Origin of the sequence: uncultured Peptoniphilus sp., from assembly GCF_946998875.1 — a bacterium.
Lineage (GTDB): Bacteria > Bacillota > Clostridia > Tissierellales > Peptoniphilaceae > Peptoniphilus_A.
The window spans coordinates 149,223-163,025 of record NZ_CAMQAY010000002.1; the positions used below are offsets into that span (position 1 = coordinate 149,223).

Annotated in this window: 9 protein-coding genes and 1 tRNA gene; 3 read left to right on the forward strand and 7 right to left on the reverse strand. The window is 33.3% G+C overall.

Annotation, left to right across the window (positions count from 1 at the left end; genetic code table 11):
* From Q0U74_RS01930 to Q0U74_RS01945, 4 genes are read right to left on the reverse strand one after another with little or no spacing between them, the layout of a single operon-like run.
* Window positions 1–1,125 carry a 5-bromo-4-chloroindolyl phosphate hydrolysis family protein gene (locus Q0U74_RS01930; protein ID WP_297392424.1) on the reverse strand — a complete coding sequence of 375 codons (1,125 nt, stop codon included), beginning with the start codon at window positions 1,123–1,125 and terminating at the stop codon, window positions 1–3.
* An 8-nt stretch (window positions 1,126–1,133) separates the two neighbouring features.
* The gene (locus tag Q0U74_RS01935) at window positions 1,134–1,967 is read right to left on the reverse strand and encodes a DegV family protein (RefSeq protein WP_297392425.1); all 834 of its coding nucleotides are present in this window, start codon (window positions 1,965–1,967) and stop codon (window positions 1,134–1,136) included.
* Between the two features lie 9 nt (window positions 1,968–1,976).
* Window positions 1,977–3,320: a phosphoglucosamine mutase gene (gene glmM, locus Q0U74_RS01940; protein ID WP_297392426.1), complete on the reverse strand. Its 1,344-nt coding sequence runs from the start codon at window positions 3,318–3,320 to the stop codon at window positions 1,977–1,979.
* Window positions 3,321–3,324: 4 nt separating this feature from the next.
* Window positions 3,325–4,647 (reverse strand): CCA tRNA nucleotidyltransferase, encoded by a 1,323-nt coding sequence (locus tag Q0U74_RS01945; RefSeq protein ID WP_297392427.1) that lies wholly within the window; start codon window positions 4,645–4,647, stop codon window positions 3,325–3,327.
* A 99-nt stretch (window positions 4,648–4,746) separates the two neighbouring features.
* Here Q0U74_RS01945 and Q0U74_RS01950 point away from each other — a divergent pair, with 99 nt between their 5' ends.
* Both Q0U74_RS01950 and Q0U74_RS01955 read left to right on the forward strand, forming a co-directional pair.
* Window positions 4,747–5,235: a hypothetical protein gene (locus tag Q0U74_RS01950; RefSeq protein ID WP_297392428.1), complete on the forward strand. Its 489-nt coding sequence runs from the start codon at window positions 4,747–4,749 to the stop codon at window positions 5,233–5,235.
* Window positions 5,236–5,249: 14 nt separating this feature from the next.
* Entirely contained in the window at window positions 5,250–6,194 is a 945-nt protein-coding gene (locus Q0U74_RS01955) for a copper amine oxidase N-terminal domain-containing protein (protein ID WP_297392429.1), read from the forward strand.
* Between the two features lie 92 nt (window positions 6,195–6,286).
* Here Q0U74_RS01955 and Q0U74_RS01960 read toward each other — a convergent pair whose 3' ends face one another.
* From Q0U74_RS01960 to Q0U74_RS01970, 3 genes are all read right to left on the reverse strand, one after another.
* Window positions 6,287–10,564, reverse strand: coding sequence for a 2-hydroxyacyl-CoA dehydratase (locus Q0U74_RS01960; protein WP_297392430.1), 4,278 nt, complete (start codon window positions 10,562–10,564; stop codon window positions 6,287–6,289).
* Between the two features lie 367 nt (window positions 10,565–10,931).
* The gene (locus Q0U74_RS01965) at window positions 10,932–11,102 is read right to left on the reverse strand and encodes a DUF362 domain-containing protein (protein WP_019124611.1); all 171 of its coding nucleotides are present in this window, start codon (window positions 11,100–11,102) and stop codon (window positions 10,932–10,934) included.
* 267 nt (window positions 11,103–11,369) lie between these two features.
* Window positions 11,370–13,430 (reverse strand): heavy metal translocating P-type ATPase, encoded by a 2,061-nt coding sequence (locus tag Q0U74_RS01970; protein ID WP_297392431.1) that lies wholly within the window; start codon window positions 13,428–13,430, stop codon window positions 11,370–11,372.
* Window positions 13,431–13,687: 257 nt separating this feature from the next.
* Between Q0U74_RS01970 and Q0U74_RS01975 the strand changes: the two genes are divergently transcribed.
* Window positions 13,688–13,779, forward strand: a tRNA-Ser gene (locus Q0U74_RS01975).
* Window positions 13,780–13,803: the final 24 nt, after the last annotated feature.

The following is a 13,803-nucleotide window of genomic DNA, read 5'->3' on the forward strand; positions in this document are numbered from 1 at the left end:
TTATTTTCCTCCTAAATTAAAGTCTTCTTTGTCTAAAAGTCCTTCTTGTCTAAGCATTGATTTTAAAACGCTCATGTCACTTGATAAGTCCATAATTTTTTCTTGGTAAATATTATCTAACATTTTCATAAATCCATCATTTACTAAATCCATAGTTTGCTCCATTGATTTTAAAGATGATTTTACTGAATCTGTTGGTTTTTCACTTAGGTCGATGTAATTATCCATGAGTTTTACTGTAGTTGGCAAGTAAAAATTTATGACCTTGTCTAAATCCTTTGCTGTATTTGGATTTTCCTTTAAAAGTTCAAAAATTTTTCCAACTATTTGTAAAAATTCACTTATCTTACTTTTCATTGGCTCTCTAAGTTTTGGAGTCATTTCTGTTAAAGTTGTAACATCTCTTTTTGCCTTAGCTGAATATTCTTCTACAAGAGCACTGTTTTCCTTTTCCTCTAACTCCTCATACCTTTCTTTGGGGTCCCGAAGCATTTCTTCCTTGTAGAGCTTATAGGTATTGGAGTCTAGTATAAAAAGTTCTCCATTTTCCACGATGCGAGCTTGTCTATAATAATCCTTTTCAATCATATTTAAGAGGTCATTTATTGTAAAATCTATAGGCTTTGCAGTTATAGCTGCAAGGTCTGCTGTTGGAATTACAGTGTTATTTCCAATTTCACGATTGTACTTTCTAAACCTAATTATTTGATTCTTATCTTTTTTTACTCTGTAATTTATATAGAAAGAAATAACAAGGGCAGGTAGAACCCAAAAAATTAAAGCTGGGAGATCTTCTCTTATAGACCCGTAAGTATCAAACATATCCATGAGAAAACCAAATAAAGCAAAAATATGTCCCACTATTGAGACTTTTGCGACAAAGCCCCAAGTCTTAACTCTATCTACAGTTTTTGGCTTTTGATTTATAATTCTGTCATCACTTTGCACGCTATAGGGCAAATTTCTCTTGTTTTTATTTATAAATTTGCTAATAGAAGACTTTGTAACATCAATAGCCGTGTCAATTCCCTCGCCTATTAAATCGCCAATCTCTTTAAAATTCTCTTCTCTAAAAGCAGTATTAATTCTTTCTTCAAAATTTTTTTCATTTTCGCTTTTTCTCATAATTCACCTCAAAAACCTATGACAATACCTCCGATGTCTGCGTATCCAGAAGATAGACCATTTGTATGTCTAATGTGAACTATTACTCCATCATAAAGTTCTTCAATTTTTTCCTTCATTTTTTCTGCACGTTCTTTGTTCTTGACATAGGAAATTGTAACAAGATTTGGTGTGCCTGCTTTGCATTCAGTACCTATAGCCTTTATCATTTTATCTAAAGATTTTTTTATACCTCTATTGATCTCAAATAGTTCAATATCTCCATCCCTTGAAATCATAATAGGTCTAATATTTAAGACATTGGCAATAAGACCTGCAGACTTTTTTATTCTTCCATTTTTTATTAAATTTTTCATGCTTTCAAGGACAAACATAGTTGTAGATTTGTTGACTTCACTTTCAATGGCAGGTACAACTTCTTCAAAGCTTTTATCCTTAACTAAATCTAAAAGTTTTAAGACAACTCTTGTGTGCCCAGCTGAAGCAGCCTTTGTGTCAATTACATGAATTTTTATGTCTTTAAACTTTTCCCTTGCTTCCTGTTCTGCAATTTTGGCAGAATTGTAAGATCCAGATAATTTTGAGGAAATTGTAAGAATATACAGGTCCTTGTCGGAATTTTCTTCAATAATTTTTAAATAATCATAGGGAGATGGACAAGCTGTCTTAATTGCATTTTCTGTCTTTTCCATTTTATCCAAATAGTCTTCCATGTTTAAATTGTCATCATCTTCATACTCAACGCCATCAATTGCAATTTTAAAGGGTACATACTCAATTCCCAATTCTTTTACTTCTTCTTTTGATAAATCACAACTTGTGTCTGATATTATTTTGTACATTATATGCTCCTAATTCAATTTTTCTTCAATAATTTTTACTAGTTTATCAGCATCTTGTGAAAGTTTATTTCTGTCTTCTCCTTCAATCATCACACGAACAAGAGCTTCTGTACCAGATGGTCTAATTACAACTCTTCCACTTCCGTGATAAGCTTCTTCCACTTCTTTTATTGCCTTAATTATATCAGGAAATTCTTGGAATTTATTTTTTAAATCATCGCGAACCCTTGCATTTTTTAAAACTTGTGGATAGTCCTTCATAAGACCATTTAATTCTGACAATTTTTTGCCAGTTTTTTTCATGATTTCCAAAAGATGTATCCCCGTTGCAAGTCCGTCACCAGTTGTATTGTAGTCAAGGAAGATGACATGACCAGATTGTTCTGCACCAATTATATAGTCCTCCTTTAACATCCTTTCCAAAATGTATCTGTCGCCAACTTTTGTCTCGATAAAGTCCACGTCTATGCTTTCAAGATATTTTTTGAGGCCCATATTTGACATTATAGTACCTACAGCTGCATTATTATTAAGTTTATTATTTTCCTTTAAATAAGTTGCAACAATTGCCAAGATGTGGTCTCCATCGACAACTTTTCCCTCTTCGTCAACGGCAATAATCCTGTCAGCATCTCCGTCAAAACTCATGCCAATATTAGATTTATCTTTTTTTACAAGTTCTTCAATTAATTTTGGGTTTGTTGAGCCGCACTTGTCGTTAATATTTTTGCCGTTGGGCTCATTATTTATAATTTTTACCCTTGCTCCATAAGATTTTAAGACTTCTTCTGCTATAAAGGATTGAGCGCCATTTCCTGCATCTACTGCAACTTCAAATTCCTCAAATCTCTCATCAGTTAGTCCCTTTAAGTAAGAAATATATTTTTCTGTAAATTCATGAGACCTATTTACTCTTCCCACTTGGTCTCCCGTTACATCTTTATAAATTTTTGTTGTGGAAAGAACTTTTTCTTCAATGTCATCTTCCACACTGTCGTCAAGTTTAAGCCCCTGACTGGAGAAAAATTTTATGCCATTGTATTCGTAGGGATTATGTGAGGCAGAAATAGAAACTCCACAAAGGTAGTCACCAGTCCTAGTGAGGTATGCAACTCCTGGTGTAGGAATTACTCCAGCCACATCTACATCAAGTCCAAGGCTCATAAAACCTGCAATAAGAGCAGATTCTACTAAGTCGCCTGAAAGTCTTGTGTCTCTTCCAACTAAAACTTTTCCCTTTTTGTTTTTTGTAAGTACAAAGGCAGCTGCCCTTCCAATATCGTAGCATAGTTTTGGAGTTAGTTTTTGATTGGCAATGCCACGAACTCCGTCTGTTCCAAATAATCTTGTCATTTTATCACCTGTAATTTTTATCTATATAATCTATTAAGTAATCTCTCTTGTTTTTCTCTGGGTCATCTAAAACTAAATTTTCAAGATCTTTTAAAATTTTTCCAATAATCTTGCCTTCGCTAAAACCCAAAGCTTTAATGTCATTTCCATTTATCTCTAAAAACTTTTCAGTTTTCATTTCTTTTTCGTCTAATAATTCTTTTACCCTATTTTTTCTCTTTATAATAAAGCTTGCATCTCTATCAATTCTAGTGCACTTGCAATCGGCAATTAAAAGGTCGTAGAGGTCCAATACATTATCTCTTCCCACTCTTTTTATCTGCCTTCTCAGTGCCTTATCTGTCATTTCGCTGTGAACTTTCATGTGGTCTAGAATTAAAATTTTTACCTTATCAATAATTTTGTTGGAAACTCTGTATCTCTTTAAAATTTCAGAAACTAAATCTGCTCCCAAAACTTCGTGACCGTAAAAGTGTCCCCTGCCATCTTCCCCAATGGAAAGTGTGTCAACCTTTGATATGTCGTGAAAAAGTGCCGCAAGTCTAAGAGCTAAGTCCGGTTTTACTTCGTCCATTACACAAACTAAGTGGTCAAAGAGTGTTTTGTCGTGGTAGGGAGAAAATTGTGAAAATCCTACTGTCCTCTTAAGCTCTGGAAAAATTACATCGAGAACTCCTGTCTCATCCATTAAAAGTAAATAGTAAGAAGGTCTTTCTGATGTTATCATCTTTGAAAACTCATCAAAAATTCTCTCTGGAGAAATTTTTTTGAGAAGTTTTCTTTCAAAGGAAATTGCATCGAAAAGTTCATCTTCAATGTATAAGTTGAGCCTTCCTGCAAACCTAATTGCCCTCAAAATCCTTATGGCATCTTCTCTAATTCTTTCCGCGGGATTTCCCACTGCCCTTAAAATTTTATCATCTAAATCTTTTTTTCCGCCAAAGGGATCATAAAGCTTTCCACTTGAATCCATAGCCATGGCATTTATTGTGAAGTCTCGCCTCTTTAAATCTTCTCTTAAGCTTTTTGAAAAAGTTACATTTTCTGGCTTTCTAAAATTTAAATACTTGCCATCAATCCTAAAAGTCGTGACTTCATAAAGAGTTTCACCAATGAGAACGCCAACTGTGCCAAATTCTAAGCCAACTAATACAGTTTTAAAATCTTTAAAAACTCTTTTAATTTCCTTAGGCTCAGCAGAAGTTGTTATGTCATAATCGTGTGGATGAAGGCCCAAAAGTTTGTCCCTGACGCAACCTCCTACAATGTAGGCGTCAAAACCTTCTTCCTTTAGTTTATTTAAAATAAATAGCACTTCTTTTGGCATTCTATCACCCTTTTTATTATATCATATTGTCCTTAATTTAAAATTATATAATTATTCTTCAGCTTATTTATGGTATAATGAACTAAATTGGAGGTAGCTATGAAAAAATTATTAATTGTTTTAATATCTTTTACTTTGGCACTTAGCCTAGCAGGCTGTGGTAAAAAAAGTGCTAAGGCAGAAAAAACAAATGACGCAAAAATATCTTCTGTTGCTGTAGAAAAAGAAGCTAGCGAAGAAGAAATTACTACATCAAACTTTGACAAGGAAGCTGTTAATGAACTGATTAAAAACTCTGATTACATATCAAGAGTTAGAATTTCAACTTCAACAGCAGAAGGCATGAACACTTCTTTTTTAAAGGACTATAAGGGCGACTTATCACAAATAGAAGTAAGCCTTCCTAAGACTCTAACACCAAACAAGGAATACATTGTCTTCTTTAAGGACGATGACAAGGGCGAAGTTTCTCCTACAGAAAGAGATGGAGCTTTTATTGAACTTCAAGGCGACAAGGATTCTAACTTAATTTATATTGAAAAGCAATTTGACCCAAATTCTTACACATCTTCAGTGAAAAGTAAATAAGGAGGAAGAATAAAATGAAAAAATTTAAATCACTTATATTCTCACTAGTAATCTTAATTTTTATTAGCGCAAATGTATTTGCAGCTAGAACTCCAGTAATTGAGTACAATGGAAAAATTATTAAATCAGACGTTTCACCCTTTATTCAAAATGAGAGAACCATGGTTCCCCTTAGATTTATTTCTGAAACACTAGGTTATGAGGTAGGCTGGAATAATGATGCAAGGCTTGCCACTGTTAAGGGCAAAGACACTTCTATTGAATTAAAAATTGATTCAAAAAAGGCAAAGGTCAATGGAAAAGATCTTGAACTTGATGCACCTGCTATGATAAAAAGTGACCGCACTTTTGTTCCCCTAAGATTTGTTGCTGAAAACTTAAAAGCTGAAGTTAAGTGGGACAATGACAACTTTAAAGTAATTATTAAAGACTTAGCAAAGTCTTCAATATTAAGTTTATCTTCTGATGAAGAAGTTTATGTAAAGGAAATTAAAAATTTGCAAAATGATTTGACTAAATCTATTGTCAATTTAAAATCAAGCTTCTTTGAAAATGCAGCTAAGCTTTCTGATGCAGACTTAAATGCTGCCTATGACAGAGCAGATTCTGAAATTAGAAATATTGTAGATAAGATTAAAAATATGAATGTGCCAGATAAATTTAAAAATTCTCACGATTACACTGTAAGGGCAAGCCAAAAGGCCCTAGAAATTTTGCCTGGCCTTAAGGAATCTATTATGACTAAAAATGAAGATTCTGCCAAAAAATTTATTATTGAACTAAATGATTTCCAAGTTAAGATGCAAGAAGCTAAGGATGCCTTTGAGGCAGGTCTAAAGGGTCAAACTTATAACCCACAAAAGGACATCCAAGTTTACAACGACGAAAAGAAAAAACAAGACAGCACAAATAATTTATTGCAAGATGAAACTTTAAAAAATATTTTTAAGAAAATCTAATTTTTTTATAAGTTTATTTCATAATTAAGACAAGAAAAATCCCCTCATATTGAGGGGAAATTTTTTGTCCTTTTTTATCAAATTAAATATTTTTAATTTTTCAAACTTGCAGCTCTCTTTAAATAGCCTCTGTTGTATTTATCTTCGCCTTGTTCCATATTTCTCTTAGCTTGTGAAAGCATTAGTTTAATTCTGTTAAATTGATTTACTTCTGATGCTGATGCGTCATAGTCAATTGGAATAATATTTGCCCTTTCGTAGGAATTTCTTATTGCCTTTATGACGCCCTTGCCTGTGATGTGATTTGGAAGACATCCAAAGGGTTGGACGCAGACAATATTTTCCACGCCTGACTCAATTAATTCCACCATTTCGCCAGTCAAAAGCCATCCTTCACCATATTGGTTGCCAAGGTCAACATACTTTTCTGCATAGTCAATTATCTCTTCAATTTTTTCAGGAACTATAAACCTTGTAGGTTCAAGTGCCAATCTAATATGCTTTCTGTAGGATTCAATGTAGGAAATTCCCATTTCACATACAAAGGCAGTAAGTCTTGACTTTGAAAGTTTATCAGCCTTTGCCCTTGCGTTCTTAAAGGAGTACATCATAAAGTCTGTCAAATCAGGAATAACAACTTCTGCCCCTTCCTTTTCAAGAAGTTCTGCCACATGATTATTGGCAGCTGGGTCATACTTAACTAGGATTTCTCCAACTATTCCAACTTTTGGCTTCTTTTCCTTTGTTATTTCAAGTCTATTAAATTCTCCAATCATCTTGTTAATGTTGGATATAAAAGTTTTCTTGCTGTAATTTAAGTCTTCTGATGTTGTAATGTCAATCCATCTGTCTCGCAAAATATTTGCTGAACCCTTTATAACTTCATAAGGTCTTGTTGCTTGAGTAAGTCTCATAATGAGGTCAGCGTAAAGCATTCCTTGAATTAATTTTCTGCCAATTCTAACTAATTGTTTTTTATCAAATTCAAAACCTGTGTGCTTTTCAATTCCTTGGAAGGATAAGCCAATTACTGGCACATGACCGTAACCTGCATCCTTTAGTGCCTTTCTAATAAAGCCAACATAGTTTGAAGCCCTGCAAGCACCACCAGTTTGACTCATGAGAAGAGCCAGGCGATTTGTGTCATATTTGCCAGACTTTACTGCATCCATAAATTGTCCTACTACAAAAATTGAAGGATAACAAGCGTCGTTATTTACATATTTTAAGCCTTCATTTACAACTTTATGACCAGAATCTTTTAGGAGTTCAATGTTTATCCCCTCATGTCTTAGGATTGGCTCAAAAATGCTGAAGTGAAGAGGAGACATTTGCGGCATTAATATTGTGTAGTCTTCCTTCATTTCCTTTGTGAACATTACTGGATCATCGTCTAGTAGTCCTTCAAGTTCAGCGTCAATTTTTTCAAATTCTCTCTTTTCTGCTGCTTCAATTAAGGATCTAATTCTAATCTTTACGGCACCTAAATTTGAAACTTCATCAATTTTTAGGGCTGTATAAATTTTGTTGTAGGACTCTAAGATATGTTGAACTTGGTCAGTTGTAACTGCATCAATTCCGCAGCCAAAGGAGTTAAGTTGAACAAGTTCTAAGTTTTCATGTTCGCCCACAAATTTTGCCGCCCTGTAAAGTCTTGAGTGATAATTCCATTGATCTAGGACTCTAAGTCTAGAGTCGATTTCAACATTTCTTGCAATTCCATCTTCAGAAATTACAGCTAGGCCTAGGCTTGTAATAAGTTCTGGTATGCCGTGATTTATTTCTGGGTCAATGTGATAAGGTCTACCTGATAAAACTATTGCCCTTTGATTTTTTTTAGTCACTTCTTCTAAGATCCTGTTGCCTTCATTTAAGACATCAAGTCTATACCTATCTTGCTCTTCATAGGCTGCACGGACAGCTTTTTTAACTTCGTCTTTAGGTATGAAGTCGAAGACATCGGAAAGTCTCTTTTCAAGTTTTTTTCTGTCGTCAAAGGAAATAAAGGGATTCATAAACTTTACTTTTCCATCAATTATGGCATCCACATTGTTCTTTATAACTTCAGAATAACCTGCCACCACAGGACAGTTTAATGTATTGTCTGCCCTTTCAAATTGTCTTTCTTCATAAAAGACTGCTGGGTAAAATATAAAGTCAAGTCCCTTTTCTATTAGGTCTTCTATATGACCATGAGAAATTTTTGCAGGATAGCAGGCAGTTTCGCTGGTTATTGTCTCTATTCCCTTTTCGTAAATTTCTCTTGATGATTTACTTGAAAGGATTACTGAATATCCAAGCTCTGTGAAAAATGTATGCCAGAAGGGATAATTTTCATAAATATTTAGAACTCTAGGTATGCCAACTATGCCACGCTTTGCTTCCCTTTCTGGAAGTGATTTGTAGTCAAAGACTCTTTCATATTTGTAGCGGAACATATTTGGCAGTTCCTCTTCTTTATTTCTTACGCGACCTGCTCCCTTTTCACACCTATTTCCTGTGATGTATCTCTTTCCATTGGGAAATACATTTACAGAAAGGGCACAATTATTTGTGCATTGTCTACAATTTGTTGAAATAGATTTATATTCAAATTTTTCTAATTCTTCCTCAGATATTAAATTAGATTTACCTGTAGATTTTTCTTTTGAAATAAGTGCCATTCCAAGTGCACCCATAAGGCCTGCAATGTCAGGTCTTGTAACATCAACGCCAGTTAAATTTTCAAAAGCTCTTAAGACTGCATCAGACAAAAAAGTTCCACCTTGAACTACTATATGTTCGCCCAAGTCCTTAGGATCTCTAATTTTTATTACCTTTTGAATGGCATTTCTAATTACAGAGTAGGCAAGTCCTGCAGAAATATCTGGCACTGATGCCCCTTCCTTTTGAGCTTGCTTTACATTGGAATTCATAAAGACTGTGCAGCGTGAACCTAAATCTACTGGTTCTCTTGATAGTGTTGCTTCTTTGGCAAATTCCTCTGCCGTCATATTTACTGAATGAGCAAAAGTTTCAAGGAAGGATCCACAGCCAGCAGAGCAAGCTTCATTTAGAAGTATTGATTCAATTACACCATTTCTAATTTTCATGGACTTCATATCTTGTCCGCCAATGTCTAAAATAAAGTCCACTTCTGGGTCAAAGTATTTGGCAGCAGTAAAGTGAGCTATGGTTTCAACTTCTCCAAAGTCTAAGTTAAGTGCAGCCTTTAAAAATTCTTCACCATAACCAGTTGTGCCGCAGCCAGCAAAGTATGCCTTGTCATTTTTTTCTTTATAAATTTCTTTTAAGTTTTCAATGGCTATATCAAGTGGATTGCCCTTATTTGAACCATAAAAACTGTAAAGAAGTTCATTTTTATCAGATATTGCCACAAGTTTTGATGTCGTTGAGCCTGAGTCTATACCCAAATAAATTGGTCCTTCATAAGATTTTAAATCTACTTTTTTAAGTGACTTGGTCTTATGTCTTTCACGAAAGGCTTTGACTTCTTCATCACTTGTGAAAAGTGGTGGCATTACATCACTTTCCTTGATGTTTATGTCGGCACTTTTATTTACGCGATTAAATAGTTCCACAAAGGAAATTGGCTTTGAATCAAAACTAGAAAGAGCTGCTCCCAGTGCTACGAATATTTGTGAATTTTCTGGAGAAATTATTTCATCTTCACTTAAAGATAAAGTTTCAACAAACCTTTCCTTTAACATTGGCAAAAAGTGAAGGGGTCCACCTAAAAAGGCAACATTTCCTCTAATTGGTCTGCCACAAGCAAGGTTTGAAATAGTTTGGTTGACAACTGATTGGAAGACAGAAATTGCTATATCAGATTTGCTAGCACCTTGATTAATAAGTGCTTGCACATCAGTCTTGGCAAAGACACCACAGCGGGATGCAATGGGATATATTTTTTTATAATCCCTTGCCATTTCATTTAAACCTGATGCATCAGTTTGAAGAAGAGAAGCCATTTGGTCTATAAAGGCACCGGTGCCCCCAGCACAAATACTATTCATTCTCTGTTCAACAGACCCTCTTAGGTAAGTAATTTTAGAATCTTCGCCACCAAGTTCAATGGCAACATCAGTCTTTGGAATGAAACAAGATATTGCCTCTCTGCCTGCCACAACTTCTTGAATAAAATCTATATCCAAAAATTTGTGAACAGAAAGTCCACCACTTCCAGTTACATTTACACTAACTGTCTCATATTTGAAGTCCCTATAAACTTCATTGATTACATCTTTTACAGTTTTCCTAACATCAGAAAAATGCCTTCTATAAGTCTTATACAAAATATTTAATTTTTCATCTAATATTACAAGTTTTACAGTAGTAGAACCAACATCTAATCCCATATGAATTAGCATACTCCACTTCTCCTTTCAAAATAAAAACAACCCAGTATAATTTCTAATGCTTTATTTAAAATAATTTATTTTGCTTTTATTCATCTTTTATTCACTAAAGTTTAATGAAAAATAATTATTGCACTTTCAAAGCCTTAATTCAATATATTTTTTAAATAAAGTTTGATATTTATTATAAAAATATTAAACATTTCTTAACTTTTCGTTTATATCCATTATAACCTAAATTGTGATTTTATAGTGAAATATTTATTTTATTTCAAAAATTTTACAATAAAAAAAAGAGAGAATTTACTCTCTCTTTAAAAATAAATATAATTTAATAATAAAAAAAGATAGGTGCGAAACCTATCTTTCTTTTAAATAATTAGTCTTCAGGATTTGGAGCACCAACTGGGCAAACAGCTGCACAGCTACCGCAATCGATACATTGAGCTTCGTCAATTGTATAGATATCTCCTTCAGAAATACATCCTACTGGACATTCTGGTTGACATGCACCACAAGCGATGCAAGAATCGTTAATTACATATGCCATTTAATTTACCTCCATAAAATTATACCAAAATTTATGAATTTTTATATTCATAATGTTCTTACATAATATTAACATAATAGTTTTAATATTTCAATAATTATTGTTATTATTTTATGATAAAATTTTATGGAATTTATTGAAAATAATAAAATTTATCTATTTTATAAGCTTTTGTAGGGTTTTCAAACTCATAAAACTCATGAAAATTATTTTTAAAATTATCCAACTATTTATTAAAACTAATAATTCATAGCATTTTACTATGTTTTATTTCTCCTTAAAAACTCTAAGAGAATTTAATATACAGATAAGGGCAACTCCCACATCGGCAAAAACAGCAAGAGGCATGGAAACATATCCTATTGCGCCAAGAACTAGGACTACTACCTTTAAAATTAGGGCTATAAAAATATTTTGATAGGCAATCTTTTTTACTTTTTTTGCAATATCAATTCCTCTTACTACAGAAGAAATGTCATTTTTTAATAAAACTATATCTGAAGTTTCAATGGCGATGTCAGATCCGCTACCCATGCTTATGCCAAGGTAGGCGCTTGCTAGAGAAGGCGCGTCATTAGTTCCATCTCCAACAAAGGCAATCTTTTTATTTTTTTCAATTTCCCTTATTTCCCTAACCTTGTCATCAGGAAGAAGTGAACCCTTATAATAATCTATTCCAACTTCAGTTGCTATGTCCTTAACTACATTTTCCTTGTCGCCAGAGAACATATAAGTCTTTACGCCTCTCTTGTGAAGATTATCTACACTTTCCTTTACTCCTTCTTTTATCTCATCTTTTAGTCTTATAATTCCCAAAATTTCATTTTTATCTGCCACAAATACATCTACAAAATTTGAACTTCCTTCCTTTTCAAGTTTTAAAGAAAAATCGTCCATTAATTTTTTATTTCCAACTAAATAAGATTTGCCATCTAATTCAAATTCAATTCCCTTACCACCAATATTGTTTAGGTGTTCAGGCGTCTTTGCAGTTTTAAAGCTTTTTACAATTGCCTTTGCAATTGGATGTGTTGAGTACATCTCTCCCACTGCTGCAATTTCCAAAATTTCATCTCTTTTAGCCTTTATTTCTTCAACTTCTGCAAGAGTAAATTCACCCTTTGTAACTGTTCCTGTCTTATCAAAGGCAACTCCATCAATATCTGTCAAAGCTTCAATAGAATTTCCTCCCTTTACAAAAATTGATCTTCTTGAAAGAGAGCCAATTCCTGCAAAAATTGTAAGAGGAACAGAAATCGCTAGAGCACAAGGACAGGATATTACCAAAAATATGGCAGCCCTATAAATTGATTCTTTAAAAGTTAGTGAACTTGCAAAATTTAAAACTAGGAAAAGTAAGATTGCAAGTCCTATGACAATTGGTGTGTAAATTTTTGCAAATCTTGTGATGAATTTCTCAACTTTTGCCTTGTTTGTACTGGCATTTTTCACCATGTCAATAATTTTTGCAATTGTCCCCTCTTTATATTCCTTTGTTACTTCAATTTCAAGAGATGAATCTAAGTTGACAAAACCTGAAGTGATTTCGTCGCCAACTTCAAGAGAAATTGGTGCAAACTCACCAGAGATATTTGAAGTATCAAGGTTTGATGCACCCTTAATTATTTTTCCATCAAGAGGCACTTTTTCTCCAGGCATAATTACAATTACTTCGCCAACAGAAACTTCCGTTGGATCAACTTTTTTTATATCTTGGCCCTTCTTTAAATTTGCAAAATCAGGTTTTAATTTTAAGGCTTCTTTAATTGATTTTTTGGAGCTATCTACAGCCTTATCTTGGATTATTTCTCCAACAGTATAAAATAGCATTACAGCAACAGCTTCTGCGTATTCTCCAGAAATAATAGCTGCAATAGATGCCACAGTCATTAGAAATTTCTCATCCATAAAATTACCAGTGACAATTTTTGAAACTGAAGCTTTAACTACATCATAGCCAATAATTACATATAAAACTATGTAAGAGACAAATCTAATTTTTTCATCTAGATTTAAAAAATGTAGAATTATTATACCAAGGAAGGTAATGATACACTTGTAAATAGAAAAATTTTCTTCCTCCTCTTCTTCCTCAATCTCCTCATTTAAATCTTCTGTAACTGTTACGCCATCTTCTATGGAGTCAACTATTTCTTGAATCTCACTTTTTAAATCTTTAGATTCTTTTTCAGATTCAAAAGTAAGCTCATCATTTAAAAAATCATAGTTGAGATTTATCATGCCAGGCGTCACTTTAAGTTTTTCTTCAATTTTTCCTGCGCAGTTTGCACAAGTAAGTCCCTTTAAGTGAAAAATATATTTATTCATAATTACCTCCCGCTAAAATAACATAAATTAAAATTCGATACATGTTCATACATTCATTATAAATCAATTTGATATTATGTCAACATTAATTTATAAATTTTATTTTTTAAAAAAATATGAGATAATACTTTTGCATTAATAAATAATCAGTGACCCTTTATAAAAACTTTTTTATATTTTTGTAAAAAATAGTTGACAAAAAACATCTAGTCCGTTAGAATAGATAAAGTAAGTTGCTAAAGAGTGACCTTCGATTTGGAGAAATACTCAAGTGGCTGAAGAGGCTCCCCTGCTAAGGGAGTAGGTCCCGATTAGGGTCGCGAGGGTTCAAATCCCTCTTTCTCCGCCAATGGTGAGGGCCTTTAGCTCAGTT